Origin of the sequence: Microbacterium sp. UBA1097 (assembly GCF_002313585.1) — a bacterium.
Taxonomy (GTDB): Bacteria; Actinomycetota; Actinomycetes; order Actinomycetales; family Microbacteriaceae; genus Microbacterium.
Window position 1 is genome coordinate 156,637 of sequence record NZ_DCBW01000046.1, and the last position, 26,478, is coordinate 183,114.

Here is a 26,478-nt window from a genome sequence, read left to right on the forward strand (position 1 = left end):
ACCGTTTCAGCCCTGGGACACCGCCAGGAGGGCGTGGCACCTGGTTAGTCGCTCGCGCCACCACCGTCTGCGGTCCGGCGGTGCTGCCTGGAATTCAAGCGCTGACTCGTCGACCGCGGGTCTGCGAACAGGAATGGTGCCGTGCTCCGGCCGCACCGGCTGCGTCGTGACGTCGGCAGCCAGCAAAGAAGCGGTGCCCAGGCCGCAGTCGTAGTCGAGATCGGGAAGGGCCGCGGCCAGCGAAGCGCCCATTGCCAGCCCCACCGAAGTGTCAAGCGCGCTCGAGACGACGACGGGCAGCCCCGCCTCGGCGACGATCGCGAGGGCCCGGTGGACGCCGCCCAGGGGCTGCGCCTTGATCACCAGCAGATCTGCGGCGCCGGAACGTGCCACAGCGAGCGGGTCTTCGGCCTTGCGTACACTCTCGTCGGCGGCAACCGGAACACCCATGTACCGGATGCGGCGCCGCAGCTCCCGGAGCTCCTCCAGGCTTCCGCAGGGTTGTTCGACGTACTCCAGATCGAACTCGGCGAGCGCACGCACCGCGTGCTCCGCCTCGTCCAGGTTCCACGCTCCGTTTGCGTCGACCCGGATGCGGCCGAGCGGCCCCATGGCCTCCCGGACCGCTCGCACGCGGGCCACATCATCGGCGAGTGTCCCGCCGGACTCTGCCACCTTGACCTTCACCGTGCGGCATCCATCGAAACGGGCGAGCACGTCGGATACGGCATCCGGTGCAACCGCGGGAACTGTCGCGTTCACGCGGATCTCGCTGCGACGGGCCGCGGGGGTGCTGTGCCAGCCGAAGTCGATGGTTGCGGCAAGCCAGGTGCTCGCCTCGGCGTCGTCGTACTCGAGGAACGGTGAGAACTCCGTCCATCCCGCGGGCCCGCGCAGCAGCATCGCTTCTCGGTGCTCGATGCCGCGGAACCGTGTTGCGAGCGGTAGTGCGACAACGTGGGCGCTCTCGAGGAGTTCGTCCAGGGGCGGGAGTGACGGCAGGTGCAAGGCGGCGACCATGCTCTCATCCTGCCCGCCGCACTGCCGCTCGGCATCCCGGCGCGCGGGCCCTGGGGGTGTGGACGTCCGTACGCTGAAGACATGGTTCTTCTCGATACTCCCGTCCGACTCGGCGTGCAGGTGCGCCCCCAGCACGTGAGCTATCCCCAGATCCGTGAGGCAGTGCTCTGGCTCGAGGACTTCGGCGTCGACATCGCCTTCAACTGGGATCATTTCTACCCGCTCAGCGGTGACCCGGATGGCGCGCACTTCGAGTCGTGGACGATGCTCGGCGCGTGGGCTGAGCAGACCGAGCGCATCGAGTTCGGCGCTCTTGTCAACTGCAACAGCTACCGCAACGCCGACCTGCAGGCAGATATGGCGCGGACGGTCGACCACATCAGCGCCAAGGGCGGCGCTGCCGGCCGGTTCATCTTCGGCACCGGCTCGGGGTGGTTCGAGAAGGACTACGTCGAATACGGCTATGAGTTCGGTACCGCGGGTTCTCGGCTGGATGACCTGGCCGAAGGGCTCCGCCGGGTCGAGGCCCGGTGGGAGCAGCTCAATCCGGCGCCGACGCGCAAGATCCCCGTCATGATCGGCGGCGCGGGCGAACAGAAGACCCTGCGTCTGGTTGCCCGCCACGCCGACATCTGGCACAGCTTCGTGAAGCCGGATGCCGTCACCAGCAAGCTCGACGTTCTCGAGCGGTGGGCGCAGAAGGAAGAGCGGGACCTGTCGAACCTCGTGGTCTCGAACGAGATCGGGGCGCGAAACGTCGACGAGGTCGAGGCGCTCTATGGCGCGGGAGTGCGGCTGTTCACGCTGGGGATCGATGGCCCCGACTGGAACTTCGACGCCGTCAAGCAGTGGGTGGCGTGGCGCGACGCCAAGAACGCGGCGTGATGGTCGCGCGCGGACCGGTCAGCTGACCGATTCGCCGCAGACACCGCAGATGCCGCTCGTCGGGACCTCGACGAAGCAGTTCGGGCACACCGCTGCGACCCGCTCGGGCTTCGACGGCGTTGGGCGGGATGTACGGGGTGCGCGGGGCGTCGTGCTCTTGCGTGCCCGGGCAGCCGGGGGAGCCGAGACCGGAGGGGGCGGTGCGACGGCCGGGCGGTGTTCGAGGCAGTAGAGGCGCACGAACCCGGCGTGGTTGTTCGGGTGCCGGTGCTTGACCGCCCACAGCTCGGTCCGCTCTTTCAGCGGCTCGTCTGCAGGGCATCGGGCGCAGCGACTCGCCTCACCGGGCATCGCCTCGGAGGCCAGGACGGGGGTCTCGAACGGGAGCGCGTCCCGCCAGTCCGACGATGTCCTGATCTGCATCCGTATATCTCCCTGTCCTCTCCTCCAGGCTACCCGCGCCGAGTTGTCCCTCTCTCCGCCGAGTTGTCCCTCTCTCCGCCGAGTTGTCCTTCCTCCCGCCGAGTTGTCCCTCTCCCCGCCGAGTTGTCCTTCGCTGTGCTGAGTTGTCCCTTGCTGCGTCGAGTTGTCCCTTGCGCTAGGCAAGGACAACTCGCGCCGGGCAAGGACAACTCGCGTGAAGGAGGGACAACTCGCGTGAAGGTGTGGCCCGCCAGACGGGCTAAGCGCCCGCGTAGGCTGGTGCCGTGAGCGTTTCCGAGCTGTTCGATCCGGATGCCTGGGTTCTTGCCCCCGGTGCTGAGGGGTACACCGACATCACCTCCCACGTCTCGCCGGACGGCCGGATCGCCCGGATCGCGTTCGACCGGCCCGAGGTTCGCAACGCGTTCCGCCCACACACCGTCGACGAGCTGTACCGCGCCCTCGACATCGCACGGCAGGACTCGAAGATCGGCGTCGTGCTCCTGACCGGCAACGGCCCGAGTCCGAAGGACGGCGGCTGGGCGTTCTGCTCCGGCGGCGACCAGCGCATCCGTGGTCGCGATGGCTACACCTATGCGGCCGACGACGCGACGGCACCGGACCCGGCCCGCTCGGGGCGCCTGCACATCCTTGAGGTGCAACGGCTCATCCGGTTCATGCCGAAGGTCGTGATCGCGGTGATCCCGGGCTGGGCTGCGGGCGGCGGACACTCGCTGCACGTCGTGTGCGACCTGTCGATCGCGAGCCGCGAGCACGGCAGGTTCAAACAGACGGATGCCGACGTCGGCTCCTTCGACGCGGGCTACGGCTCGGCGTACTTCGCCCGCCAGATCGGCCAGAAGTTCGCGCGCGAGGTGTTCTTCCTCGCGGAGGAGTACGCGGCGCAGCGGGCGTACGAGATGGGCGCGGTCAACCGCGTCGTCGAGCATGCGCAGCTCGAGCGCGAGGCCATCGCGATGGCCCGCACGATCCTCACCAAGTCGCCGACCGCGATCCGGATGCTGAAGTTCGCGTTCAACGCCGTCGATGACGGGCTCGTGGGCCAGCAGGTGTTCGCGGGGGAAGCGACCCGGCTCGCATACGGCACCGATGAGGCCGTCGAGGGCAAGGACGCGTTCCTGCAGAAGCGTGACCCCGACTGGTCGCCGTATCCCTGGCACTACTGAACCCGGGCCCGGACCGCCGTCGTGACGAACCGATTGCAGGATGACACGCCGCAGCCGACGCCCTGGCGGCTCATCCGGCTGAGTTCCTCCTGCAATCGGGACGCGCAGGCGCTCGTGGAAACAGTGCGCGACGCGCTCGCCGAGGTTCCGGGGTCAGATCTCGAGCCGGCGGTGATCGTCGAGACCTCCGGCTCGTCGGGCTACCCCAAGTCGGTCGTGCTTCCGATCGGCGCGCTGCGCGCCAGCGCCACAGCGACGGCAGAACGGATCGGGTCCGGGTCCTGGGTGCTCGCGCTCGAACCGACGTATGTCGCCGGTCTCCAGGTGCTCGTGCGCAGCATCCTGGCGGGGACCGACCCGGCCGTCATCCCTGCCTCGTTCACGCCCGAGCAGTTCTTCGAGGCCGCCGCGGGACTCGACGCTCCCCGGTACACGTCGCTCGTGCCCGCCCAACTCACCCGGCTCCTGGATGCCGCAGCCCGCGATCCCGCGGTCGCAGACTGCCTGCGCGGGTTCGAAGCGATCCTCGTCGGCGGCCAAGCGCTGCCAGCGGCGGAGTTGCAGCGTAGCGCCGCTCTCGGCATCCGGATCGTGCGCACGTACGGCTCCAGCGAGACCAGCGGCGGATGTGTGTACGACGGCGTGCCGCTGGCCGGAGTGAGCATACGTGTCGAGGGCGGCGAGGTGCAGATCGCGGGACCGGTTCTCGCGTCCGGGTACCTCGACGATGACGAGCGAACCGCGAAGGCCTTCGTCACGGATGCCGACGGCACCCGCTGGTACCGCACCGGCGATACGGGCACGTTCGACGGCACCCTCCGGGTGACCGGGCGCCGCGACAACGTCATTGTCAGCGGTGGCATCAACGTGTCGCTCGACCGCGTGGAGCGCGTCGTGCGCACAGTCCCGGGACTCGAAGCTGCGGTGGTGGTTCCCGTGACGGATGCCCGCTGGGGACAGGCCTCCGTCATCGTCGTCGAAGGGAGCGGCGCGGCCGTGGATGACGCGCTCGCCGAGGCACGCACGCGGGTGGAGTGCGAGATCGGTGCCCCGGCGCGGCCCCGCGCCATCGTCAGGGTCGAACGGATGCCGCTCCTGCCCTCGGGCAAGCCTGACCGCGTCCGGCTCCGCGAGCAGATCACGACGCTCTAGGATTGCTCCCCGTGGCAGCACCCTCCAAGAAGAAGCGCTCGCGGTCTCGCACGAAGCCGCATCCGGGTTCGACCAATCACGCTCGTCGCGACCACCGTTCGCCCGTCGCCGCCCCCAAGCCTGCGACGCTGCGTGACTGGATCGGTGCAGCCCGCCTGCGGACGCTCCCGCTGGCAGTCACCCCGATCCTCATCGGCACAGGAGCAGCACTTCTGATCGAGCGTCCGATGCACTGGGTCATCGCTCTGGCGTGCCTCGTGGTGTCGGTGAGCCTGCAGATCGGGGTGAACTACGCCAATGACTACAGCGATGGCGTGCGCGGCACGGATGCCTACCGGGTGGGGCCGGCTCGCCTGACCGGAGCCGGCAAGGCGAAGCCCCGGACGGTGCTGATCGTCGCGCTCGTGTACTTCGCGATTGCCGGTCTTGCGGGCCTCGCCATCACGATCCGCACCGAACAGTGGTGGTTCCTCGCGGTCGGTACCGCCTGCATCCTCGCTGCTTGGTTCTACACGGGCGGCAAGCGCCCCTATGGCTATGCGGGCCTCGGTGAACTGTTCGTGTTCGTCTTCTTCGGCCTCGTAGCAACGCTCGGCACGACGTGGGTGCAGGTGTTCGCGCTGCCGCAGGAGGCCTGGTTCGGTGCGGTCGGGGCGGGCCTGCTCGCGTGCGCCGTGCTGCTCGCAAACAACCTGCGCGACATCGATCAGGATCGCGTCGCCGGTAAGCGCACGCTCAGTGTTCTGATCGGGCGCCGCGCCACGCAGGTGCTGTACACCGTGTTCGTGCTGGTCCCGTTCGGGATCGCGGGCTACCTTGCGGTCTTCTACCCGATCGCGTGGTTGACCGCGATGGCGTTGCTGCTCGCGCTTCCCGCGATCCTCATCGTGTGGACCTACCGGCAGCCGCGCGAGCTCGTCATCGCCCTGGCGTTGACGTCAGGAACGTCGCTCGCTTTCGGAGCTTTCCTCTTCTGGGCCTTCGCCGGCTGACGGCGCGGGTGCTTCGTCGGCAGCCGGTGCGTCTTCGAGGGTGGCATCCTCAACCTGCTCGTCGGTCGGGTCAGTACGGCGCGCCCTGCGCTCGGCAAGCGATGCCGACACCTCATCGAGGGGGCGGCGCAGGAAGATCACCGAGAGGCTCAGTCCGATGAGCGCGGCGAAGATCGCCGACAGCCAGTAGAACTCGCGGCCGATGGGCAACAGCATCAGGATGCCGAACGGGACGAGGAAGAACAGGATGCGCAGCACCGTATAGAGCCAGAAGGAGCGCGCGTTCACCCCTCCATCGTAGGCGTCGGGCGCCCTGCCGCCGTCCGCCCCGGTCAGCGCCCGCAACCAGCCCCGGCGTGTCGAACCGACCTAGGATGGAGGTGTGCCCCGCGTGCTGTTGATTCTGGCGTTGGTGGCGACCGCGTTCTGGGTCTACACCATCGTCGATTGCGCTGTGCAGCCGCCGACGCGGCACCGCGGCGTGAGCAAGCCGCTGTGGATCGTCATCGTCCTCGTGCTTCCCGTGATCGGCGGGGTGCTGTGGTTGCTGGTCGGTCGCGCACGACGGTCCGCGGTTCACGCCACGCGCGCCCCGGATGATGACCCCGAGTTCCTGGGCCGCATCGGCACGATCTCGGATCAAGACGAACGAATTCGCCGGCTCGAGGAAGAGCTCGCACTGCTGGATGCCGAAGATGCGTTGGACGGTCCGACGGATGCTGACACCGTGACCGATCACGAAGCGGCATCCGCGCCCCGCGATGACGACGACGAGCCCCGCGGGTCTCGCGGCGCCGCCTGACGGGCATCCCGTGAGCGACCTGGTCGGTGGGGGCACCCGTTCGCCCGCGACGGATGCTGCAGCGGCCCTGCTCGATCAGCTGATCGCGCGGGGAGTGCGCGATGTCGTTCTCAGCCCGGGTTCGCGCTCGCAGGCTCTGGCGCTCGCCGTTGCCGACGCCGAGGAACGGGGCCTCCTGCGGTTGCACGTGCGCATCGACGAGCGGGTCGCCGGGTTCACCGCCCTGGGAATCGGTCGCGAGACACGGATGCCGGCAGCTATCGTCTGCACCTCCGGCACTGCGGTGGCAAACCTCGCGCCCGCCGTCCTTGAGGCCCACCACTCCGGGGTGCCCCTGCTTCTGCTGACCGCCGACCGACCCCCGGAGCTGCGGGGAGTCGGGGCGAACCAGACGACGCGTCAACCTGGCATCTTCGCCCCCAACACGCGGTTCGAGCTCGACGTGCCGACGCCGACCGAGATCGACGACACCGGTGAGGGCGACCAATCCGTGATGCTGCGCGATATCGCCGACCAGGCAGTGAGCGCGGCGCTCGGTGACGCGGTGCGTCCGGCCGGTCCCGTCCATCTCAACCTGCCGTTTCGCGAGCCGCTGGCCGGATCGCTCCCGCCGTGGTGGGGCGCGGATGCCGGAGAGGGAGCCCACACGGTCGATGCGCCGCTCGAGAACGACCAGTCGGGCGCGCTGTATCAGGGCGGGGGCGGCATCGGTGATGCCGACGAGGCTCTCGCAGCCGACGAGGAGCCGCTCGTGCTGCCTCGCGGCATCCGGACGATCGTTCTGGCAGGCGAAGGAGCGGGGCCACGCGCCGAGGCGCTGGCGTGGGAGGGCGGATGGCCGCTTGTCGCTGAGATCGTCAGTGGCGCCCGTTTCGGCCGTCAGCTCGTCCATTCCTACCGGGAGCTGCTGCGTCGGCCGGAGCTCAGCGACCCGATCGAGCGCGTCGTCGTGCTGGGTCACCCCACGCTCGCGCGCGAGACCAGCGCGCTTCTCTCCCGCGACGACGTCGAGGTGATTGCGCTGCGCGGTCCCGGAGAGACGGTCAACCTCAACGGCGCGACAGTCGCCGTTGCAGCCGTGGCCCCGGCCCCAACCGCCGCGTCGACGACAGAGGCGATCGCGGCTGATCGCGCATGGCTCGGAGAATGGATGCGGGCCTCGCGTGCGGCATCCGTCGACCTGTCAGTGCCGGCCCCCGACGGTGAGGCGCTCGCGTCGGCCGACCCGCAGACGCGGCTGGGGGCGATCTCGGCGGAGCTTGCGGTGCTGCGAGAGAAGCTCGACCGCGTGGCTCTCGTCGATGCGGCGTGGCGGGCGACGTGGCCACACGACCGGCTCGTGTTCGGCTCTTCGCGCCTGGTTCGGGTGGCCGACGCCGTGCTGCCGGGCAAGAAGGTGACCGTGCACGCCAATCGGGGTTTGGCTGGAATCGACGGAACAGTGGCGACGGCCTTCGGGGTCGCCATCGCGAGCCAGGCCGAGGGTGCTGCAGGAGTGACCCGCGTGCTGCTGGGTGATCTGGCCTTGCTGCACGACGTCGGAGCCCTGTTGCTCGCGCCGGGGGAGACGGCGCCGCGGATCCAGGTGATCGTCGGGAACGATTCCGGCGGCACGATCTTCGACGGCCTTGAGGTCGCCGCGCTCGGCTCCTCGCAGCAGCGCGATCGCGTGCTCTACACACCCCAGGATGCCGATCTCGAGGCGCTGGCGACCGCCTACGGCTGGACCTATGCGCGCATCGAGACCCGAGCCGCGCTCGACCAAGCGCTCACCTCGCCGGTGGTGGGCCCGCAACTGATCGAAGTGCCGCTCCCGCGCTGAGCGACGGGCCGGGTCCATGATGGACGGGTGACCGCGAGAAGTCAGACCTATTGGACCGGCGACGTTGCCGAACTGCTGCGAGTCCGGGAGGGCTTCGTCCTTTCGGGGGTCGACCCCGGCTCGACACCCGGCTATGGCAGCGACAAGCAGCAGGCAGCGCAGGACCTTGCTGCGGGCGTTGCGGAGCTCGACCTCTTGCAAGAGAAGCTTTTCGCCCAGAGCCGGGTGGGCGCCACGGACGCTTCGGTGCTACTTGTCCTGCAAGGGATGGACTCGTCGGGCAAGGGCGGGATCGTGCGTCACGTCGTCGGCTCGGTCGACCCGCAGGGTGTTTCGCTCGCATCCTTCGGCGCGCCGACCGAGGAGGAGCGCTCGCAAGACTTCCTGTGGCGCATCCAGCGCAAGCTGCCGGCCGCCGGCCGGATCGGTGTGTTCGACCGGTCGCACTACGAGGACGTTCTGATCGGACGGGTCCGGGAGCTCGCGGATGCCGATGAGATCGAGCGCAGGTATGGAGCGATCAACGAGTTCGAGCGTCAGGTCGCGGCATCCGGAACGCGGATCATCAAGGTCATGCTGCACATCTCGTACGCCGAGCAGAAGGCGCGTCTGATGGAGCGCCTGGATCGTCCCGAGAAGCACTGGAAGTTCACCCCCAGTGACGTCGACGAGCGGATGCGGTGGCCGCACTACATGGCCGCGTATCAGACGGTCTTCGAGCGGACGTCCACCGAGCATGCACCGTGGTACGTGGTGCCCGCCAATCGCAAGTGGTACGCCCGCCTGGCCATCCAGCACCTGCTGCTGGAAGCGCTGGAGAGCATCGATCCCCAGTGGCCCACCGCCAGCTACGACGTCGCCCTCGAACGCGAACGCCTCGCCGCAACCTGACCCCCTCCGCCGAGTTGTCCTTCCCTCAGCCGAGTTGTCCCTGGTTCAGCCGAGTTGTCCTTGGTTCAGCCGAGTTGTCCTTGGTTCAGCCGAGTTGTCCTCCCCGTCGACCGCGCGGTGAGTGTTAACTGACGCGCCCCCACCGTCTGCAAGGATGCGCTCCATGGATGACGAGTTTGAGGGATTCCTCGAGACAGTGACTCCGCTTCTGCGGGACCGCCGGCTCGATGAGCTGCGCGAGTTGCTGGCCGAGCAGGATGCCGCCGATATCGCTCAGCTCCTGGAGCGGGAGGATGCGCGCGACCGCGCGGTGCTGTATCGACTGCTGCGCCGCGACCAGGCGCTCGAGGCCTTCGAACTGCTCGATCCGGGGATGCGGGCTGAGCTCATCGGCGGCCTGCGGGAGGACGACGTCGCGAAGGTCTTCGAGGAACTCGACCCCGACGATCGTGCGCAGCTGATCGACGAACTCCCGGCGGGCGTCGCACGGCAGCTCATGCGGGGCCTCTCACCCGCCGAGCGCGAGCTGACGGCCCCGATGCTCGGGTACCCGAAGAACAGCGTGGGCCGCTTCATGAGCACGGAGTATGTCCGGCTTTCGCCCCAGCTCACGGTCGGGGACGCGCTCAGCCACGTGCGTCACCGCGGTGTGGATGCCGAGACCGTCTACATGCTCCCGGTGACCTCACCGCACCGTCGCTTGCTGGGCGTCGTCGGTTTGCGGGAGCTCGTGATGGGGCGCTCCGACGTCACGGTCGAGGAGCTCATGACCGAGGCGCGGACTGCTCGGGCAACGGATGCCGCAGAGACCGCCGCGCGATCGCTGGTCGACTCCGGACTGCTCGCCATGCCGATCGTCGACAGCGAAGACCGCCTGCTCGGCATCCTCACCGTCGACGACGCGGCCCGCATCCTCGAGGAGGCAGAAGACACGGATGCCGCACGCCAGGGTGCCTCTGAGCCGCTCGGTCGCCCCTATCTCACGACCCCAGTGCTGCGCATCGTGCGTGCCCGTGTGGTGTGGCTCCTGGTGCTCGCCGTCTCGGCGCTGCTCACGGTTCAGGTGCTCGGGATCTTCGAGGCGACGCTTGAGCAGGTCGTCACTCTCGCCCTGTTCATCCCGTTGCTGACGGGCACGGCGGGTAACACCGGCTCTCAGGCGGCGACGACAGTCACCCGTGCCCTCGCGATGGGGGAGGTGCGAAAACGGGATGCACTCACGGTGATGTGGCGCGAGGTGCGGGTCGGCGCCTTCCTCGGAGGCCTTCTGGGCATCCTCGGCTTCGCTTTGGCGAGCCTCGTGTTCGATCTCGCCCTGGGGGCCGTGATCGGCCTGACGCTGCTGTTCATCTGCACGCTCGCAGCGACGGTGGGTGGTCTCATGCCGATCCTTGCGATGGCGGTGCGGGCAGATCCGGCGGTGTTCAGCACGCCGTTCATCTCGACGTTCTGTGACGCGACGAGCCTTATCATCTACTTCGCCGTCGCGACCTGGATCCTGCAGTTGGGCTGAGTCCGCCCGCAGGGCTCAGGCGAGGGCGTCGACGATGGGCCGGAACTTCACGCGCGTCTCGAGAAGCTCGGCCTCGGGGTCGCTTGCTGCCACGATGCCGGCGCCGGCGTGCGCGATGACCGGAATCGTGTCGCTGTAGCTGGCGGCGTCCCGCTGCGGCTCGGCGCCGATCTGGGCGCAGCGCAGGGCGATCGCCCACTCGCCGTCGCCGTTGGCGTCGATCCAGCCGACGGGTCCGGCGTACCGGCCCCTGTCGAACGGCTCGAGTCGACGGATGACGTCGAGTGCGGCATCCGTCGGGGTGCCCGCGACCGCAGCCGTCGGATGCAGCACCGTGACGAGGTCGAGCGCGGAAGCCCCGTTCGACAGTCGTCCGGAGACATCGGTTGCCAAGTGCCACAGATTCGGAAGCTCGAGCAGGTGCGGCTCGCCGGGAGCGACGAGGTCACGGGTGAGCGGTGCCAGTGCGTCAACCACGCTCGTGACCGCGAACCGGTGTTCGTCGAGGTCTTTGCGGCTCGTCCCGAGTGCCTTCGCTGCGGCGACGTCCTCGTCGGCATCGGCGCCGCGCGCCGTGGTTCCGGCGAGCACGCGCGCGGTCACGGCGCCCTGGTTCACCGTGATGAGGGTTTCGGGACTCGCGCCGATGAGGCCGTCGACGGCGAAGGTCCAGGTGTCGGGGTAGCTCGTGGCAAGCGCGCGCACCAGCCGACGCAGATCTGCGCCCGCCGGAATCGTCCCGACGAGGTCCCGTGCGAGAACGACCTTCTCGACCTCGCCCGCCGTGATCGCCTCGATCCCGGAGCGCACAGCGTGTTGGTAACCGTCGGGGTCGAGCGAGCCGGGTCCGAGGGTTGCGGACCAGTGGGGGCCGTGGGGAACGGACGTAGGCTGCGGCGGCTCAGGATCGCTCTCGTGACGGATCGTTGTGACCCACGCCCGACCGCCGTGCACGCCGGTGATGGTCTGCGGAACGACCAGGAACGGCAGCGCCGTCGAGGCCGGGTCGAACCCGAGCGCGCCGAACGCGACCAGCCCGGTGCCGGGCAGTTGCACGGGATCGGACACTCGAGCGTTTGCCGCCAGGTCGCGCCAGATTGCGGCAATCGGCCGGGACAACGGGGGCGAACCCGGCCCGCCGATTGTTACGATCGCCGCGCCGGAGCCGACGATGCCCTCACCCCGACGCAACCACGCCAGCGGATTATGCGGATCGGTCAGCGACAGCAGGTCGTCGACCGGCTCGATCTCCCTGGTCTCGACCACCAGCGGTGGGAGACGGGAAGTACGGGTCACCTCACCAGCCTAGACTTCCGGCGTGGATGCGGATCGACTCGGGCGCCCCGCGCCTGGCACGGTTACCCAGTTCCGGTGGCGCAAGTGGGACGACGGCGTCCATTGGGTGCACGACTGCGTCTATCTCGGCCACGACAGCTGGGGCGAGTGGTTCGGGCAGCCGGCGGGATGGCGCAGCATCCGTCCCGGCCGGAACGTCGTGACCGCCGGCCCCAACGTCACCCTCATGCCCCCGAGCGGCGAGTACGCGATGACGGTGAACGCAGCACCGTCGCGGACCCGCATCTATATCGACCTCGGCTGGGACATCGGCTGGTCGCAGAGCGCTCCCGGCGTCGCGGAGGGCATCGACATGGATCTGGATGTCGTGCGAGCCCTCGACGAGCGCGGGATCTGGATCGACGACCGCGACGAGTGGGACGAGCACCGCGTCCACTACGGCTACCCGCGCGACGTGGTCGAGCGGCTCGAAACGTTGGCTGTCGACCTGGAACGGCGGGTGCGCGCCGCGGAGGCTCCCTTCAACGACGCCACGGCGGATGCCTGGCTTGAGCGCCTCGCCGCCCGTGGACTGGCCCCCCAGGGTCTTGATCGTTGAGCGAGCGCAGCGAGTCGAAACGCCCCGGACTCGCCCCTCACGTGGCGTCCTAGACTCGACGCGTGACCCAGTCCCATCGCGCAGATCTCCAGAAGGACCCGGCCCGCGTCAGCGGAATGTTCGACGAGGTCGCGGCAGGCTACGACCGGACGAACACCATCCTGAGCGTCGGTAACGACCGTCTGTGGCGACGTGCGACGACCCGTGCGCTGTCACCGCGCCCGGGGCAGCGCATCCTCGATCTCGCGGCAGGGACCGGCACCTCGAGCGTCGCGATCGCGCGCACGGGCGCCGACGTCGTCGCCGCTGACTTCTCCCCGGGCATGATCGCCGAGGGGCGCCGTCGCCACGCCGGCGTCTCTGGCGTGAGCTTCGTGGAAGCAGACGCAACGGCACTGCCGTTCGAGGACGAAGAGTTCGACGCCGTCACGATCTCGTTCGGACTTCGGAACGTCCAGGATGCCGACGCCGGCCTGCGCGAAATGCTGCGGGTGACCAAACCGGGTGGGCGACTGGTGATCTGCGAGTTCTCGCACCCGACCTCTCCGGCTATCTCCGCTCTGTATCGGTTCTACAACGACCGCATCCTCCCCCCGGTCGCGCGGCTGGTCAGTTCGAACGGCGACGCGTACGACTACCTCAACGAATCAATCCGCGCGTGGTCGGATCAACCGGCCCTTGCGGGGCGCATTCGGGCTGCGGGATGGACGGATGTGGCGTGGCGAAATCTGACGCTCGGCGTCGTGGCGCTGCACCGTGCGCGCAAGCCCGTCGGGGATGGTGGCTCCCAGCCCCGGTAGGCTTGTGGTGTGACCCCCTCCGCGTCAAGTTCCCGAATCGCGAGCCAGCTGGGTCTCGCGGAACGGATCTTCGCGGGCCCTCGTGCGCGCCGTCTCATCGACGGTGTCGAAGCCGGGCTGGATCGGGTCGATGCAAATCTCGAGCGGGAGCTTCACGTCTCGGACGCGCTGGCTGATGCGACAAGCCGGTACCTGTTCGATGCCGGCGGCAAGCGCGTGCGTCCGATGCTTGCTCTGCTGACCGCACACCTCGGTGACGGCGTCACCGAGGACGTTGTCGAGGCTGCCACGGCGCTCGAGCTCACCCACCTCGGTTCGCTTTACCACGACGACGTGATGGATGATGCCGACAAGCGTCGCGGGGTGCCGAGCGCTCACTCGGTGTGGGGCAACAACATCGCCATCCTGACCGGCGACCTCCTCTTCGCTCGTGCGAGCCAGATCATGGCGCGGCTGGGAGAGGGAGCCATCCGACTGCAGGCGAACACCTTCGAGCGGCTCGTCCTCGGTCAGATGCACGAGACTGTCGGGCCGACGGATGCCGATGACCGCGTCGCGTTCTACCTGCAGGTTCTCGCAGACAAGACCGGATCGCTGATTGCCGCGGCAGCGCAGTCGGGCATCATCTTCAGCAACGCTCCCACCGAGTACGAAGAGCCGGTACGCACCTTCGGTGAGGCAGCCGGCGTTGCTTTCCAGCTGCTGGATGACGTCATCGATCTCTCGGCAGATCCCGATGAGACCGGCAAGGTGCCGGGGACGGACCTCCGCGCTGGCGTCCCGACGATGCCCTATCTGCTTCTCGCGCGCCGTGACGACCCCGAGGCTCGCGCTCTTCGCGACCGGATCGACGAGGGCGTCGCCCGGATCGCTGACGGCGAGGACCCCGCGTTGCTGGACGAGCCTCTTGCGATGCTTCGGTCTGACAGGTCAACGCGCGAGACTGTGGAACTCGCCAACGCTTGGTCGCGTGATGCGATCGCGGCACTCGATCCCATCCCTGACGGCCCGGTCCGCGAAGCCCTCACGAGGTTTGCGCAGGCCGTCGCCGACCGCTCGAGCTGAGGCCGTCCCGGCGCTCTTGCGCCGAATCACCGTGCTCTCGCGTCCCGAAAGGAACACATGACCACTCTGAGGTTGGCCATCGTCGGCGCAGGCCCGGCGGGCATCTACGCTGCTGACATCCTGCTGAAGGCGGAGCGCGCGTTCGACGTGTCGATCGACCTGTTCGAGCAGCTGCCTGCGCCGTACGGCCTCGTCCGATACGGCGTAGCTCCCGACCACCCTCGCATCAAGGGCGTCATCACGGCCCTGCGCGAAGTGCTCGACAGGGGCGACATCCGCATCTTCGGCAACGTCGAGTTCGGTCGCGACATCACCCTCGACGACCTCAAGCGCCACTACAACGCCGTCATCTTCGCCACCGGCGCCGTCCGCGACGCGACCCTCGACATCCCGGGAATCGACGCCGAGGGGTCCTACGGTGCTGCCGACTTCGTGAGCTGGTTCGACGGGCACCCCGACGTGCCCCGCACCTGGCCGCTGACCGCGCAGTCGGTAGCCGTCGTCGGCAACGGCAACGTCGCGCTCGACATCACCCGCATCCTCGCCAAGCACGCCGATGATCTGCTGCCCACCGAGATTCCCGCGAACGTCTACGAGGGTCTCAAGGCCTCGCCCGTGACCGACGTCCACGTCTTCGGCCGCCGCGGACCCGCGCAGGTCAAGTTCACCCCGCTCGAGCTGCGCGAGCTCGGTGAACTGCGGGATGTCGACATGGTCGTCTACGACGAGGACTTCGACTACGACGAGGCATCCCGGACGGCGATCGAGAGCAACAAGCAGGTCAAGGTCATCGACCGCGTGCTGCAGGAATGGCGGACCCGGCCCGGTGTGAACAACGCGGGCGGGACGGCATCCCGTCGCCTGCACCTGCACTTCTGGGCTCGGCCCGTCGAGGTGAAGGTCGATGACCGCGGCCACGTGTCGGGCTTCGTGTACGAGCGCACGCGCCCCGACGGGCAGGGTGGTGTCGCCGGAACCGGTGAGTTCCGCGAGGTTCCCGTCCAGGCCGTCTACCGTGCCGTCGGCTACTTCGGATCACCGCTTCCCGAGGTGCCGTTCGATGAACGGCACGGTGTGATCCCCAACCACGAGGGCCAGGTTCTGCGCGCCGATTCCAATGAGCGCGCACCTGGGCTTTACGCGACCGGATGGATCAAGCGTGGCCCGGTCGGCCTGATCGGTCACACCAAGTCCGACGCGATGGAGACCGTGCGCCACCTCATCAACGATCAGGGTTCGTGGTGGCAGCCTGAGGACCCGTCGGAGGCGGCGATCCCCGCACTCCTGGCCGAGCGCGGTGTCGCCTGGACCGACCTGGAAGGCTGGCACCGTCTCGATCAGCACGAGATCGGTCTGGGTGAGCCTGAGGGGCGTGCCCGTATCAAGGTGGTGCCTCGCGACGAGATGGTTGCCATCTCTCGAGGCGAGTGAGTTCCTCGCGGAGGCTGTCGCCGGGGCTGATCGCAGCTCTCGGCTTCGTCTCCGCTGTCGGTCCGTTCGCGACCGACATGTACCTCGCATCCTTCACCGACATCGCGGGCGACCTCGGCGTTGACGCCGCGGCCGTGCAACTGACGCTCACCTCATTCCTCGTAGGTGTCGCGGTGGGTCAACTCGTACTCGGTCCCTGGTCCGATCGCGTCGGGCGACGCCCCGTCCTCGTCGTCGGCGGAGTGATCTTCGCTCTGTCCAGCATCGCGCTGGTGTTCGCCCCGACGATCGCCGTGTTCGTCATCCTGCGATTCGTGCAGGGTTTCTCGGGGTCTGCGGGGATGGTGTTGGGGCGCACCGTCGCTGTCGATCTCAGCCCCAAAGAGACTGCGGTGCGCGCTCTCAGCCTCATCGTGGTCGTTGTCGGGGTTGCGCCGCTGGTCGCACCACCGATCGGCGGTCTGCTGAGCGAGGTCGTTGGCTGGCGCGGCGTGATGGCGGCGCTCGCGGTCGTCGCGGTGGTGATGCTGGTCGTGTCGCTGGCCGTCGTTCCGGAATCCCTCTCCATCGAGCATCGCCATACTGCCGGGATGTCGCAGACGCTCGGCGCCTTCCGCGGATTGCTCGCCGACCGCGCTTTTCCCCTCTATACGGGTGCCTACGCGCTCACGTTCGGCGCGATCATGGCGTACGTGTCGGCGTCGCCGTTCGTGGGCCAGGTCGTGCTCGGGATGTCGCCGACGGTGTACTCGATCTCGTTCGCGGTTGCAGCCAGCGGCGTCATCCTCTCGAACATCGTGAACGCCCGGGTCGCGGTGCGGTTCGGGCCGAGACGGATGCTGGGCGTTGGCCTCGGCGCCACGACCGGCGCCGCTGCGCTTCTGCTGGCACTCACGCTGACCGGTACCCTCACGATCCCGGGGTTCGTGGCCTGTGCGTTTCTGCTCACTCTCGGACTCGGATTCACGATGTCCAATGCCAGCGCTTTGGGCCTTGCCCGCGCCGATCACGCTCGCGGTGCGGGCTCAGCAATCATGGGAACATCGCAGTTCGTCATCGGTGCTGTGGCGTCACCGCTCGTGGGGTTGGCGGGAGAGGACACGGCTGTGCCGATGGCAGTCGTGATCGCGGCGATGATGGCGCTCTCGCTGCTGCTCGGCATCCTGGCCCTGCGGACGACCCGCCGCGGCCGCCGCTGAGCCGGCTGGCGCGGCGCGCGGCTCTTGTGCCTTACATTGAGGTGTCCAGAGTGCGTGGGTGAGGTGGTCGCCCGCGCACCGTATCGAGGAGTCACTATGTCCCGGTCCCGCTTTGTCCCTGCCGTCGCCGTCGTCGGTATCCTGCTGCTCGCTGGTTGTGCACCGACCCCCGAGCCTTCGTCCACGCCAACCTCTGAGGCAACGCAGAACGACACGCCCAGCACCGAGCCGACGCAGGAGCCGCAGTCGTTCGTCGCGAACGTTCCCACGGACTGCGCAGCGGTCGGCACGGCCGAGAGCCGCGCCGACAGCGTCGATCAGCTGAACCTTCAGGGTGACGGCGCCGACTTCGTTCGCCCGGTTCCCGAGGGCTCCACGCTGCTGCTCGGCTGCGACTGGTTCGCTGGCGACAGCCAGGGCGTGCTGCTGCTGATCAGCGAGGTCGACCCCGCGGCCGCCGAGGCATATGTCGCAACCCTTCCCGGTGAGGGGTACACCTGCGTCACGGGGGATGCCGGAAACCCGGTGTGTCAGATGGTCACCCCGAACGCCGAGTTCCCGGTCGACACTGTCGAGACGATCACGAGCCGCGAGGACATCTGGATCTACTCGTCGGTGACGAACGTGGACGCCGAGATGCTGCTGGGCGATCTGAACCTGCAGATCTGGGGCAACTGATCCCGTTCGTGTCGGTCCTGACACGGTTGGCCCTCACTGGCGGCCGTGTCAGGATCGATGCGTGAGCATCAACAACCCGAGCGACAAGACCCCCATGAGTCGCCGAGGACTTCTCGCGTCAGCACTGGCTGCGGGAACTGTCGGTGCACTCGCGGGTTCCGCGGCGCCGGCGGCGGCCGCGGCTGAGGATCCCCGCGGTCCGAACGAGGTTTGGCTCAAAGGGTCGGGCCTGAAAGTCACCAGCGATGAATGGCAGCCGCTTCCAGAGGGCTACTCGTGGGGTCCCGGGAGAATCCTCTATTACTCGGTCGTCATGGAACAGCAGACGGAGGCGCGGCGTGTATGGGCCGTCGTCCTTCCGGACGGGACTCAGCGCACATTCCCGGAGTCGGCATATATGTCGCAACTCCGCATGGCCTTCGCCGAACGCGGCTGGCGCTGGACCACCACTAATCACCCCGCGGCATCCCACGTCGTTGTGTACCTGGAGCCAGCTGATTTCTTCGCTGCTGGGCTCGGCGACGCTCCCCCGATCAGGTAGCTTCGGTCTCTTCGCGTCCCGCACGAGAACGGGCGGCGATAGTCTCAACTCGTGGAAGAGGTGTGGCTTCCTGACCTGCTCGGCGGTCGCTTTCGGCAGCGCACGCTGAGTCTGGGCCGCGACGCCGAGGGCGAGATCGTCGCCACGCTCGTGCGGCTCCTGCCGTCGTGGCCTGCCTCGTGGACGGGCCGTCTTCGCGACGTCGACGTTCTCTACGTCCATGGGTGGTCGGACTACTTCTTCCAGACGGGCCTCGCGCAGTGGTGGACAGACCGGGGCGCCCGATTCTATGCGCTCGACCTGCGCAAGTACGGTCGGAGCCTGCGGGCTGGCCAGACGCCGGGTTACGTCTCATCGCTGGCCGAGTACGACGCAGACATCGCGGCGGCACTCTCGGCGATGGGGCGGGAGGATAAGCCGGGGCGGCGCCTCGTGCTGTTGGGCCACTCCACGGGCGGGCTCACGCTCTCGCTGTGGGCGGCGCGGCATCCGGGGGTTGCGTCAGCGCTTGTGCTCAACAGTCCGTGGCTGGAGTTCCAGACGGGGGCCTGGGGCCGAGAAGCGCTCACGCCCCTCGTCGCGGCCCGAGCTCGGTGGGACCCGTTGGGGATGCATCCGGTCGTCGATCTCGGCTTTTACACCCGAGCGCAGCAGGAGGTCGGGACTCTGCCGGAGGCGCCGGAAGGATGGCGGCCTGAGCGTGGGTTTCCGACCACTCCGGGCTGGCTCAAGGCGGTGCTCGACGGCCACGACACCGTTGCGCGAGGGATCGACGTGGCATGCCCCGCGCTCGTGCTGCTGTCGCAGCGGTCGAGCTCGCCGCTGGTGTGGCGCCCCGACATGCTCGAGACCGATTCCGTTCTCGTCGTCGATGACATAGCGAAGGCGGCGACCCGCCTGGGCCGGCTCGTCACGATCGCACGAATAGACGGCGCGCTCCACGACGTGTTCCTCTCCCGCGCAGCCGTGCGGGAGAAGGCCTACCGCGTGCTGGGGGAGTGGATGCAGTCGCAGACGCTTCGCTAGCCTGCGGAGGGTGCTCGACCGTCTCCGACGGCCCGCCCCTCTCGCAGGTCGTCTGCGCGAGGCGGAGCACATCTTCGGACCCGGCATACTGCGACAGTGCACCGGCGACGCGGGCGAGCGAGACCACGCCTCCGAGCTCCTGGTACTTCTGATTGGCGCTCGCGCCCAGCACCTGGTTGAAATCCTCCTGGTGGATGCGCGCGCCACCGGCTCGATCAAAACGTTCGATCACGAGCGTCGGCAGTCCGTCGAACTCCTCGACCCGGGTATCGAAAGCCGCGAGTCCGAGGCGACGTGAGAGGCGCGCGCCGTACTCCTCATCGAAGATGACAGTTGGTCGTGTGGGCAGTTGAGGCTTCAGGATGTGCGTCGACGGGAAGCCGCCGAGTGCTTGGTTCCACCTGGCTCCGGTTCACGCCAAGACGATCTTCGGCTGGACGCCGCCCAGTGAGGTCCGCCCATAGTCCGTCGCGTTCCCGAGCGGAGCGCCGATCGGATCCTCCAGGAGGCGTCGGATCCCCTCAGCGTCGATCGGGATCACCTCGGGAGTCCGTGGTTCCGACGGGTCGTCGACATCCCAGATCTGCAAGGCACCCGCGACGTCACGTCCGTACCGCGCCAGAAACGCGGGTATGTCGCCCCGCCGCATACCACCCTGCGTGAGCATGTAGTCGAGTTGGTCGCCTTCGGGCAGGAGCTCGGCGAACCAGTTTCGGCGACGCCCTGCATGTTGCCTTGGCATCGAAGCCAGCAATGGAATCGCAACCGACATCACCCGGCTGTTTACCCCGAATGTCTCCCGTGCCTCATCGGTGATCTCGACGTCGAACGAGCGTGCATCAGGGCCGTGGATGTGTCCGATGACCGTGCCATAGAGCTCGACGGCGAGCCTCATGACCGGGCTTCACCATCCCACATAGCCGATAGCTCGACCCCGGTCGCCCGCATGAGGTCGAACATTCGACGAGCCCAGATCGTGGGCTTTCCGGATTCGAGCTCACTGATAGACCGCTGCGAGATGCCGAGTTGGTCGGCTAGCTCCATCTGTGTCAGGCCTCTTGCGAGCCTCGCCTGTTGGATCGCAAGCCCGATGTCGGCTGGGGAGCGCAGCTTTGCTTCGTACGATGCCATGGCCGTCCCTACTACGAAATCCGGATAGCGCAAGCCTATTACGAAATCCGTATGAGAATAGTTCATTACGAAATCCGGATACGGCGAGTTGTCGTGGGATTCCACGGGCGCGCGACGAAGCCGTCTGTTGTCGTCGGGTCTGCTGGCCGCCCTCCGTTAACGTGGAGGGGTTGCACGGATCGAGGGGACACAGCGTGGTCACGGGTGAGCTCAGACGCCAGGTCGACAAGGTCTGGGATGCCTTCTGGTCGGGCGGCATCGCCAATCCCGTCGAGGTGATCGAGCAGATCACGTATCTGCTGTTCATCCGGCGGCTTGACGATCTGCAGTTGCTCGCTGAGAAGAAGGCAGCCCGCTTCGGCGAGGAGGTCGAGAACCCGGTCTTTCCCGAGGGGTACGACAATGATCTGCCGAGCCGCCGGCCGTACCGCGATCTGCGGTGGAGCGTGTTCACGAACTTCGCGCCCGCCGAGATGTTCGAGGTCGTCTCCGAGCATGTGTTCCCGTGGTTGCGCCGGCTGGGTGCCGAGGGGTCGAGCTATGCGCGGAACATGCGCGATGCCCGGTTCACGATCCCGACGCCGGCGCTGCTGACGAAGGTCGTCGACCTGCTGCACGAGATTCCGATGGAGGATCGCGATACCAAGGGCGACATCTACGAGTACATGCTCTCGAAGCTTGCGACCAGCGGCACGAATGGGCAGTTCCGCACGGCCCGGCACATCATCAAGCTCATGGTCGACCTGACGGCTCCGCGCCCCGACGACCTCATCATCGATCCGGCCGTCGGAACCGCGGGGTTCCTCGTCGCCGCCGAGGAGTACCTGCGCGAGCACCACCCCGAGCTGTGGGCGGATGCCGCCAGTCGCGCCCACTTCCACGGCCCGATGTTCACCGGCTACGACTCCGATGCCGCCATGGCCCGCATCGCCAGCATGAACATGCTGCTGCACGGCGTCGAGAACCCGACGATCGAGCGCGCGGATTCGCTGTCGGAGGGGCATCCGGGCGATGACCGCTACACGCTCGTGCTCGCCAACCCGCCGTTTGCCGGGTCGCTCGATCAAGAGACCGTCTCGAAGGATCTGCAGAAGCTCGTCAAGACCCGCAAGACCGAGCTGCTCTTCCTCGTGCTCATGATCCGGATGCTGCGCAACGGCGGACGTGCCGCGGTCATCGTGCCCGAGGGCGTGCTGTTCGGGTCGAGCAACGCTCACAAGGCAGTGCGCAAGCTGCTGATCGATGACCACAAACTGGATGCCGTCATCAAGCTCCCCTCGGGAACGTTCAAGCCCTACACCGGGGTCTCGACCGCGATCCTGCTGTTCACGAAGACCTCGTCGGGCGGAACCGACCGCGTGTGGTTCTACGACGTGCGCGCCGACGGCATGACCCTTGACGACAAGCGCACCCCCATCGAGGCGAACGACCTTCCCGACGTGCTCGCGCGGTGGCAGAACCTGGATGCCGAGACTGCCCGGGCGCGCACCGACCAGAGCTTCTTCGTGCCGAAGCAAGAGATCGTCGACAACGGCTACGACCTGAGCCTGAACCGCTACAAGGAGATCGAGATCGAGGAGGTCGAGCACCGGTCGCCGGCGGAGATCCTCGATGAACTGGATGCCCTCGAAGTCGAGATTCAGGACGGTCTCAAGCGCCTGCGGGAGATGCTCGCGTGAGGTGGGAGACCGTACCGCTGGGGGAGGTTGCGGCGATCCACATGGGGCAGGCTCCGCTGGGCGAGTCATACAACGACCGCGGTGAGGGCTTAGGCCTGATAGCGGGCCCAGGTGACTTCAGTAACGGCGGCCTGAAGGTCAAGAAGTTCACCACTTCCCCGACGAAGCGTACGAGGCCTGGTGACCTAGTTGTTGGCGTGCGAGCGTCAATCGGTGACCTTGCCACCGCTGACGGCGAGTACTGTCTTGGCCGCGGAGTCGCGGCAGTTCGCCCCAACGAGAAGTTAGATTCAGGCTATGCACGACAGGTCCTACGGTGGCTTGCGCCCGAGCTCGCGTCTCGAGGGCGGGGCGCAACGTTTCGAACTGTCACTCGGCTTGACATCGAGACGCTCCCGATCCCCCTCCCGCCTCTCCCCGAGCAGCGCCGCATCGCCGCAATCCTCGACGAAGCCGCTGCCCTCCGGTCGACGTGGGGAGAGACACGGGAATCCGCCCGGCGTGCGATCAGTAGCCGCATCAGTGCGCTCCTCTCGAAGTCCACTGACATCAAGCCCCTCGCGCAGTTGCTGGCCGAGCCGATGCGGAATGGAATCTCGCCGTCGCGTGGTGGTCGGTATGAGGGCGAGGTCTTGACGTTGTCTGCGATCACGAGGGGTGCCTTCGACCCGCGCCAGCGCAAGTCTGACCTGTTTGCTGCGCCTCACGCGGCGGACAAGCTCGCGATCGAGGGCCTGCACCTGATCTGCCGTGGTAACGGAAATGCTGAGCTGGTCGGGGCGATGGTCGCTGTCACTGAGCAGCTTGACGGCGTTGCATTCCCCGACACGATGATCGGTTTCAGGCCGTCGTCTGAGATCAACTCGCCGACATTAGTGGCAGCCTGGCGGCACCCGACCGTACGCGATCAGCTCCGCCGGGCGGCTCGAACCACCAACGGAACCTACAAGGTCAATCAGCAGAGTCTGTCCTCGATCATGGTCCCGGTGCCCCGACGCGAGGATCAAGAGCAGATTGCGGCGCTAGATGCAGAACGAACCAAACTCGACTCGCAGCTGGCTCAAGGTCTCGTTAGCCTCGACGAGCTCTTCGCATCCCTCCAGCACCGCGCGTTCCGCGGCGAGCTGTGAGCTGTTCAGTATTCGCGGAGGGTGGCGGTCGATTCCCACTCGTCGAAGTCGTCTGGGGGCTCGACCTTCCAACCACGCGACTTGAGCACCTCGGCGACCTCTGCGGGATAATTGCGGGCGATCGTGCGGACTTGAAACCTGCGGGCCAGTTCGCGGCCGTCTTCGACCGCCGCGCGCCATCCGTCTCGGCTGTCGAACCCGCACTCGCGGATGAGGAACTCGATGAAGTCCTCGAGACCAGGACGGAATCGTCTGCCGCCGTTCGAGAAGTGCAGATCGGCCAACGACATGGGGACGCGCTCGCGCTTACCTCCGCGCCGCGTGCGAGCAAGGATGAACGATAGCGCGCCGCGTTCCGCGTGGAACTGCCAGTGCGATGTCGGGGCGCCCGTTGCTCTGTTCTCGAACTCCAGGCGCGCCACGGGGACATTCTCGAATACAGGCGTGAGCGCTACCCTCGAGCGATCGATCTTGAGGAAGCCGTCGTCGGTGACTTCGGCGAACATATAGAAGGTCCAGAAGGCGAGGGTCTCGCCATTGCAGGTGAGCGGCAGTCTTTCAGCGGTCTCTGGATCCGAGGCGTCGACCGGCGAAATCCGCACGCGCCCTGTGTCGGGGAATTGTTGAACGCGAACCGTCGGCGAGCAGGGCAGGGTCGATCGAATCGTCTGTTCAATCCTCGAGGCGAATTCTTGTGCCTGCCCCAGCACGGCGGTCAGTCGGTGAGTTCGTCTTCGCCGAGCAAGTAGGCGATCGAGTCCAGCTCATCGCGAACGGCCCATCCCTGATCTGTGAGACGACGTTCGCGGGCCATCTCGCGGAAGGCCTCGTACGAACCGAGTCGCAACTGCGCAAGCAGTTCGTTCTGGCGTGCAACCAGTCGATCCTTGGTGAGAGTGATGACGGGAGCCATGGGATTCCTCTCTCCTGTGTCGTCTCCACAGTAAACCACCACCCTCCGACACGGGCGTCACGGCGCTCAGCCTGTGTCCGTAGGGCGGACGCGGCGAGACAGCCCGCATCCGCCCCTCTTCTGCGCTCAGTAGCCGACGGCCGTCAGGGCGTACTCGGCCTGCTCGGGAGTGAACTGCTCGCCGTACTCACTCGTCAGCTGCTCGTACAGGCCCTGCCGTGAGAACGACGTGAAGTCCAGGTATGACTGCGCGGACTCGGCAGCCTCGGCGTTCCAATCCACGAGTCCGTTCTGCTCGAGATGGGCGATGGCGAACTCGGCATCCGCAGCCTCGAATCCCTCACCGTATTCACTCGTGAGCTGCTCGAACAGGCCCGCGCGTGAGAAGGCGGTGAAGTCCAGGTACGACTGCGCAGATCTGATCGCGTTCTGCTGACCGAGCGTCAGCTGCGGCTTCTCCTCCAGGGTCAGGGTGACGGTCGCACCCTCCTCGATCTGAGCGCCCTCGGCGACATCCTGCGCGATCACCGGCATCGACTCGTCGCCGTCGGCAGAAACACGGATGCCGAGAGCCTCGAGAGCCGCGCGAGCCGATGCGCCATCCATGCCGACGACGTTCGGTACGATGATCAGCGCTGGCTCGGCCTCGGCCTCGGCGGTGGCGGCCGCCTGCTCGGTCGTGCGCACCGGTGCGGCGGGTGCGGCATCCGAAGTCGACCGGCCGCCTCCCAGCGCGCTGCCGATCCCGCCGATGACGATCAGTCCGACGACGACTGCGGCTGGGATGATGACCGCCTTGCGCGTGTACCACGGCCGCTTCGAGGGAGCGGTGACGGTGGCGTGCGCGGGGACGGCGGCGTCCGTTGCGCCGGGCTGGCGCACGAGGTCGGTGCGCCAGGTGGTTCCATCCCAGTACATTTCGGAGCCGGGCGCGCCCTCGGCGCCCGGATGCGGGTACCAGCCTGCCGGAGTGGACGATGGTGGGGTGTTGCTGGTCTCAGACATGAGATTGCCTTTCGGTACGGGTTAGGCGCGCGCCCCCAGCGCACGTCACCGGCCGTTGGCCAGTCGAACAGGACACACCACCCCTCCGACATTGCGTGCAGCGACACCGGCCGGATCAATGTCGGAACCCCCTCGTAGTGTCGGGGTATGGATGAGGTTGGCATGGGCGAGGCGGGTCAGCGGCCCGAGGGTCCGGATGCTGACGTGTTCCTGTATGAGGGTGATGTGCGGGAGTGGGATGCCGAGGTGGCGGGGTGGGTTCCGCCGCGTCCGGACGCTGTCGCCCTGGTGTTGGAGGCTGCTGATTTGGAGGCGGTGTTCGCGGCGCAACGGTTCGCGCGGGTCGATGACCTCCGCCTGGAAGCGTTGGATGATGTGTCCCGGTATGGGGGTGGGTCCCGCGAGTTGGTGATGCGCTCCCTGCGGCTCGAGCTTGCGTCTGCTCTGCGGGTCACGGAGAACGCGGCGGGGATGATGCTTTCCCGCGCCGAATCACTCGTCCACTCCTACCCGACGGTTCTGGAGTCCCTCTCCCACGCAAACGTGACGGTCCGTCACGCGGAGATCCTCGTCGATGACCTCGACGTGCTCCACCCCGATGTCGCCGCGGGCCTGGTGGGGCGGGCGCTGGAGCTCGCGGAATCGCTGCCGGTGGGATCGTTTCGGCGGTCGCTACGCCGCCTGATTGACCGGGAAACCGCGCCGAGCCTGACGGAGCGTCACGAAGCCGCGGTGCGGGGTCGCCGGATCCTGGTGGAGCCGGCGGGGGATTCGATGTCGTGGGTTCACGCGCTGGTCCCGTCGGTGGAAGCCCACGCGATCTACGGGCGGGTCACCCAGAAAGCTGTGGTGATCCGTGACCACGACCGCGGCAGCACCCGGGGCGGGGAACCGGGGGATGGGTCGGAGCGGAGTCTGGATGAGATCCGCGCTGACGTGTTCTGCGACCTGTTAATCGACGGGACCGTTCCCCAGCACCCGAAGCAGGCGCGGGGGATCCGCGCGACCGTTGTCGTGACCGTCCCCGCGCTGGCGCTCCTCGGGGCTGAGGGTGTGACGGATCCGGCGGAGGTGGAGGGGGTCGGCCCGATCCCGATCGAGACCGCCCGGGAGTTGGCCGGTAACGCGTCGGGGTGGATGCGGGTGCTGACCCACCCCGAAACCGGGGCCGTCATCAGTGTCGGGCGCACAAAGTACCGGCCACCACCGGAGCTCGCGAAACTGGTGAAGTGGCGGGCTGACCGGTGCATGGGACCGGGATGCTCGAAACCAGCATCGCAGTGTCAGATCGACCATTCG

General features: G+C 67.5%; 29 protein-coding genes. 19 read left to right on the plus strand and 10 right to left on the minus strand.

The annotated features are described in order from the left end of the window. Positions 1-6: 6 nt before the first annotated feature. A complete protein-coding gene (locus tag B4F19_RS11560; RefSeq protein WP_292735068.1) occupies positions 7-1,020 on the minus strand; it encodes an o-succinylbenzoate synthase in 1,014 nt (337 codons plus the stop codon). 81 nt (positions 1,021-1,101) lie between these two features. On the opposite strand from B4F19_RS11560, the gene B4F19_RS11565 reads away from it, so the two are divergent. Further along, the gene (locus B4F19_RS11565; RefSeq protein ID WP_228177874.1) at positions 1,102-1,905 is read left to right on the plus strand and encodes an LLM class F420-dependent oxidoreductase; all 804 of its coding nucleotides are present in this window, start codon (positions 1,102-1,104) and stop codon (positions 1,903-1,905) included. 18 nt (positions 1,906-1,923) lie between these two features. Here the strand turns inward: B4F19_RS11565 and B4F19_RS11570 are convergent, their stop codons facing one another. After that, complete coding sequence (locus B4F19_RS11570; protein WP_292735071.1) at positions 1,924-2,328, minus strand: glucose-6-phosphate dehydrogenase; 405 nt, start codon at positions 2,326-2,328, stop codon at positions 1,924-1,926. A gap of 284 nt (positions 2,329-2,612) precedes the next feature. On the opposite strand from B4F19_RS11570, the gene B4F19_RS11575 reads away from it, so the two are divergent. From B4F19_RS11575 to B4F19_RS11585, 3 genes are read left to right on the plus strand one after another with little or no spacing between them, the layout of a single operon-like run. Further along, positions 2,613-3,515, plus strand: a complete 903-nt coding sequence (locus B4F19_RS11575; RefSeq protein WP_228177875.1) for a 1,4-dihydroxy-2-naphthoyl-CoA synthase — start codon at positions 2,613-2,615, stop codon at positions 3,513-3,515. 21 nt (positions 3,516-3,536) lie between these two features. Further along, the gene (locus B4F19_RS11580) at positions 3,537-4,667 is read left to right on the plus strand and encodes an AMP-binding protein (protein ID WP_292735074.1); all 1,131 of its coding nucleotides are present in this window, start codon (positions 3,537-3,539) and stop codon (positions 4,665-4,667) included. A gap of 11 nt (positions 4,668-4,678) precedes the next feature. Next, positions 4,679-5,659, plus strand: a complete 981-nt coding sequence (locus tag B4F19_RS11585; RefSeq protein WP_374198010.1) for a 1,4-dihydroxy-2-naphthoate polyprenyltransferase — start codon at positions 4,679-4,681, stop codon at positions 5,657-5,659. Here the strand turns inward: B4F19_RS11585 and B4F19_RS11590 are convergent. Continuing rightward, positions 5,606-5,947: a DUF4229 domain-containing protein gene (locus B4F19_RS11590; RefSeq protein WP_228177876.1), complete on the minus strand. Its 342-nt coding sequence runs from the start codon at positions 5,945-5,947 to the stop codon at positions 5,606-5,608. The genes B4F19_RS11585 and B4F19_RS11590 overlap by 54 nt on opposite strands. Before the next feature lie 94 nt (positions 5,948-6,041). On the opposite strand from B4F19_RS11590, the gene B4F19_RS11595 reads away from it, so the two are divergent. The 4 genes from B4F19_RS11595 (at position 6,042) to mgtE (ending at position 10,687) form a co-directional block, all read left to right on the plus strand. Next, positions 6,042-6,461 carry a PLD nuclease N-terminal domain-containing protein gene (locus B4F19_RS11595; protein ID WP_228177877.1) on the plus strand — a complete coding sequence of 140 codons (420 nt, stop codon included), beginning with the start codon at positions 6,042-6,044 and terminating at the stop codon, positions 6,459-6,461. Continuing rightward, positions 6,421-8,283 (plus strand): 2-succinyl-5-enolpyruvyl-6-hydroxy-3-cyclohexene-1-carboxylic-acid synthase, encoded by a 1,863-nt coding sequence (menD, locus tag B4F19_RS11600; protein ID WP_292735077.1) that lies wholly within the window; start codon positions 6,421-6,423, stop codon positions 8,281-8,283. Before B4F19_RS11595 ends, menD begins: the two co-directional genes overlap by 41 nt. 27 nt (positions 8,284-8,310) lie before the next feature. Then, complete coding sequence (locus B4F19_RS11605; protein WP_292735080.1) at positions 8,311-9,174, plus strand: polyphosphate kinase 2 family protein; 864 nt, start codon at positions 8,311-8,313, stop codon at positions 9,172-9,174. A 163-nt stretch (positions 9,175-9,337) separates the two neighbouring features. Next, the gene (gene mgtE, locus B4F19_RS11610) at positions 9,338-10,687 is read left to right on the plus strand and encodes a magnesium transporter (RefSeq protein WP_292727034.1); all 1,350 of its coding nucleotides are present in this window, start codon (positions 9,338-9,340) and stop codon (positions 10,685-10,687) included. 15 nt (positions 10,688-10,702) lie between these two features. On the opposite strand, the gene B4F19_RS11615 is transcribed toward mgtE, so the two are convergent. Continuing rightward, complete coding sequence (locus B4F19_RS11615; RefSeq protein WP_292735082.1) at positions 10,703-11,983, minus strand: isochorismate synthase; 1,281 nt, start codon at positions 11,981-11,983, stop codon at positions 10,703-10,705. 22 nt (positions 11,984-12,005) lie between these two features. Between B4F19_RS11615 and B4F19_RS11620 the strand changes: the two genes are divergently transcribed. From B4F19_RS11620 to B4F19_RS11655, 8 genes are all read left to right on the plus strand, one after another. Next, positions 12,006-12,581 (plus strand): DUF402 domain-containing protein, encoded by a 576-nt coding sequence (locus tag B4F19_RS11620; RefSeq protein ID WP_292735085.1) that lies wholly within the window; start codon positions 12,006-12,008, stop codon positions 12,579-12,581. A 62-nt stretch (positions 12,582-12,643) separates the two neighbouring features. After that, positions 12,644-13,381: a demethylmenaquinone methyltransferase gene (locus tag B4F19_RS11625; protein WP_228177883.1), complete on the plus strand. Its 738-nt coding sequence runs from the start codon at positions 12,644-12,646 to the stop codon at positions 13,379-13,381. A gap of 9 nt (positions 13,382-13,390) precedes the next feature. Next, on the plus strand, positions 13,391-14,446 hold the full coding sequence (locus tag B4F19_RS11630; RefSeq protein WP_228177884.1) for a polyprenyl synthetase family protein: 1,056 nt from the start codon (positions 13,391-13,393) through the stop codon (positions 14,444-14,446). A gap of 57 nt (positions 14,447-14,503) precedes the next feature. Beyond that, the gene (locus B4F19_RS11635; RefSeq protein ID WP_228177885.1) at positions 14,504-15,877 is read left to right on the plus strand and encodes an FAD-dependent oxidoreductase; all 1,374 of its coding nucleotides are present in this window, start codon (positions 14,504-14,506) and stop codon (positions 15,875-15,877) included. Further along, entirely contained in the window at positions 15,874-17,076 is a 1,203-nt protein-coding gene (locus B4F19_RS11640; RefSeq protein WP_228177886.1) for a multidrug effflux MFS transporter, read from the plus strand. Before B4F19_RS11635 ends, B4F19_RS11640 begins: the two co-directional genes overlap by 4 nt. Before the next feature lie 96 nt (positions 17,077-17,172). Next, complete coding sequence (locus tag B4F19_RS11645) at positions 17,173-17,754, plus strand: hypothetical protein (RefSeq protein WP_228177887.1); 582 nt, start codon at positions 17,173-17,175, stop codon at positions 17,752-17,754. A gap of 61 nt (positions 17,755-17,815) precedes the next feature. After that, complete coding sequence (locus tag B4F19_RS11650) at positions 17,816-18,295, plus strand: hypothetical protein (protein ID WP_228177888.1); 480 nt, start codon at positions 17,816-17,818, stop codon at positions 18,293-18,295. Positions 18,296-18,346: 51 nt separating this feature from the next. Continuing rightward, positions 18,347-19,321 (plus strand): alpha/beta hydrolase, encoded by a 975-nt coding sequence (locus tag B4F19_RS11655; RefSeq protein ID WP_292735088.1) that lies wholly within the window; start codon positions 18,347-18,349, stop codon positions 19,319-19,321. Here B4F19_RS11655 and B4F19_RS11660 read toward each other — a convergent pair. From B4F19_RS11660 to B4F19_RS11670, 3 genes are read right to left on the minus strand one after another with little or no spacing between them, the layout of a single operon-like run. Then, positions 19,206-19,685, minus strand: coding sequence for a HipA domain-containing protein (locus B4F19_RS11660; RefSeq protein ID WP_349675956.1), 480 nt, complete (start codon positions 19,683-19,685; stop codon positions 19,206-19,208). The two genes, B4F19_RS11655 and B4F19_RS11660, sit on opposite strands and share 116 nt — an antisense overlap. Before the next feature lie 48 nt (positions 19,686-19,733). Then, positions 19,734-20,216, minus strand: a complete 483-nt coding sequence (locus B4F19_RS11665) for a HipA N-terminal domain-containing protein (RefSeq protein WP_292727021.1) — start codon at positions 20,214-20,216, stop codon at positions 19,734-19,736. Beyond that, positions 20,213-20,452 (minus strand): helix-turn-helix domain-containing protein, encoded by a 240-nt coding sequence (locus B4F19_RS11670; RefSeq protein ID WP_292727019.1) that lies wholly within the window; start codon positions 20,450-20,452, stop codon positions 20,213-20,215. Before B4F19_RS11670 ends, B4F19_RS11665 begins: the two co-directional genes overlap by 4 nt. Before the next feature lie 194 nt (positions 20,453-20,646). Here B4F19_RS11670 and B4F19_RS11675 point away from each other — a divergent pair, with 194 nt between their 5' ends. Together B4F19_RS11675 and B4F19_RS11680 are read left to right on the plus strand one after the other, a co-directional pair. Further along, positions 20,647-22,131, plus strand: a complete 1,485-nt coding sequence (locus tag B4F19_RS11675; RefSeq protein WP_292735090.1) for a type I restriction-modification system subunit M — start codon at positions 20,647-20,649, stop codon at positions 22,129-22,131. Then, positions 22,128-23,261 (plus strand): restriction endonuclease subunit S, encoded by a 1,134-nt coding sequence (locus B4F19_RS11680; protein WP_292735093.1) that lies wholly within the window; start codon positions 22,128-22,130, stop codon positions 23,259-23,261. Before B4F19_RS11675 ends, B4F19_RS11680 begins: the two co-directional genes overlap by 4 nt. Positions 23,262-23,266: 5 nt before the next feature. Here B4F19_RS11680 and B4F19_RS11685 read toward each other — a convergent pair whose 3' ends face one another. The 3 genes from B4F19_RS11685 to B4F19_RS11695 all read right to left on the minus strand — a co-directional run bounded on the left by B4F19_RS11685 (position 23,267) and on the right by B4F19_RS11695 (position 25,179). Beyond that, positions 23,267-23,863, minus strand: coding sequence for a hypothetical protein (locus B4F19_RS11685; protein ID WP_292726016.1), 597 nt, complete (start codon positions 23,861-23,863; stop codon positions 23,267-23,269). A 113-nt stretch (positions 23,864-23,976) separates the two neighbouring features. Beyond that, positions 23,977-24,174, minus strand: a complete 198-nt coding sequence (locus tag B4F19_RS11690) for a hypothetical protein (protein ID WP_292726015.1) — start codon at positions 24,172-24,174, stop codon at positions 23,977-23,979. Positions 24,175-24,300: 126 nt separating this feature from the next. After that, positions 24,301-25,179 (minus strand): Ltp family lipoprotein, encoded by an 879-nt coding sequence (locus tag B4F19_RS11695; protein WP_228177899.1) that lies wholly within the window; start codon positions 25,177-25,179, stop codon positions 24,301-24,303. 147 nt (positions 25,180-25,326) lie between these two features. Between B4F19_RS11695 and B4F19_RS11700 the strand changes: the two genes are divergently transcribed. Next, on the plus strand, positions 25,327-26,478 hold a 1,152-nt coding region (locus B4F19_RS11700), incomplete at its 3' end, for a DUF222 domain-containing protein (protein WP_292735096.1).

Coding starts and splice junctions, on each gene's coding strand:
- B4F19_RS11560 (WP_292735068.1), bottom strand. CDS start 1,020: ATGGTCGCCGCCTTGCACCTGCCGTCACTCCCGCCCCTGGACGAACTC.
- B4F19_RS11565 (WP_228177874.1), top strand. CDS start 1,102: ATGGTTCTTCTCGATACTCCCGTCCGACTCGGCGTGCAGGTGCGCCCC.
- B4F19_RS11570 (WP_292735071.1), bottom strand. CDS start 2,328: ATGCAGATCAGGACATCGTCGGACTGGCGGGACGCGCTCCCGTTCGAG.
- menD (WP_292735077.1), top strand. CDS start 6,421: ATGACGACGACGAGCCCCGCGGGTCTCGCGGCGCCGCCTGACGGGCAT.
- mgtE (WP_292727034.1), top strand. CDS start 9,338: ATGGATGACGAGTTTGAGGGATTCCTCGAGACAGTGACTCCGCTTCTG.
- B4F19_RS11635 (WP_228177885.1), top strand. CDS start 14,504: ATGACCACTCTGAGGTTGGCCATCGTCGGCGCAGGCCCGGCGGGCATC.
- B4F19_RS11645 (WP_228177887.1), top strand. CDS start 17,173: ATGTCCCGGTCCCGCTTTGTCCCTGCCGTCGCCGTCGTCGGTATCCTG.
- B4F19_RS11665 (WP_292727021.1), bottom strand. CDS start 20,216: ATGAGGCTCGCCGTCGAGCTCTATGGCACGGTCATCGGACACATCCAC.
- B4F19_RS11670 (WP_292727019.1), bottom strand. CDS start 20,452: ATGGCATCGTACGAAGCAAAGCTGCGCTCCCCAGCCGACATCGGGCTT.
- B4F19_RS11690 (WP_292726015.1), bottom strand. CDS start 24,174: ATGGCTCCCGTCATCACTCTCACCAAGGATCGACTGGTTGCACGCCAG.
- B4F19_RS11695 (WP_228177899.1), bottom strand. CDS start 25,179: ATGTCTGAGACCAGCAACACCCCACCATCGTCCACTCCGGCAGGCTGG.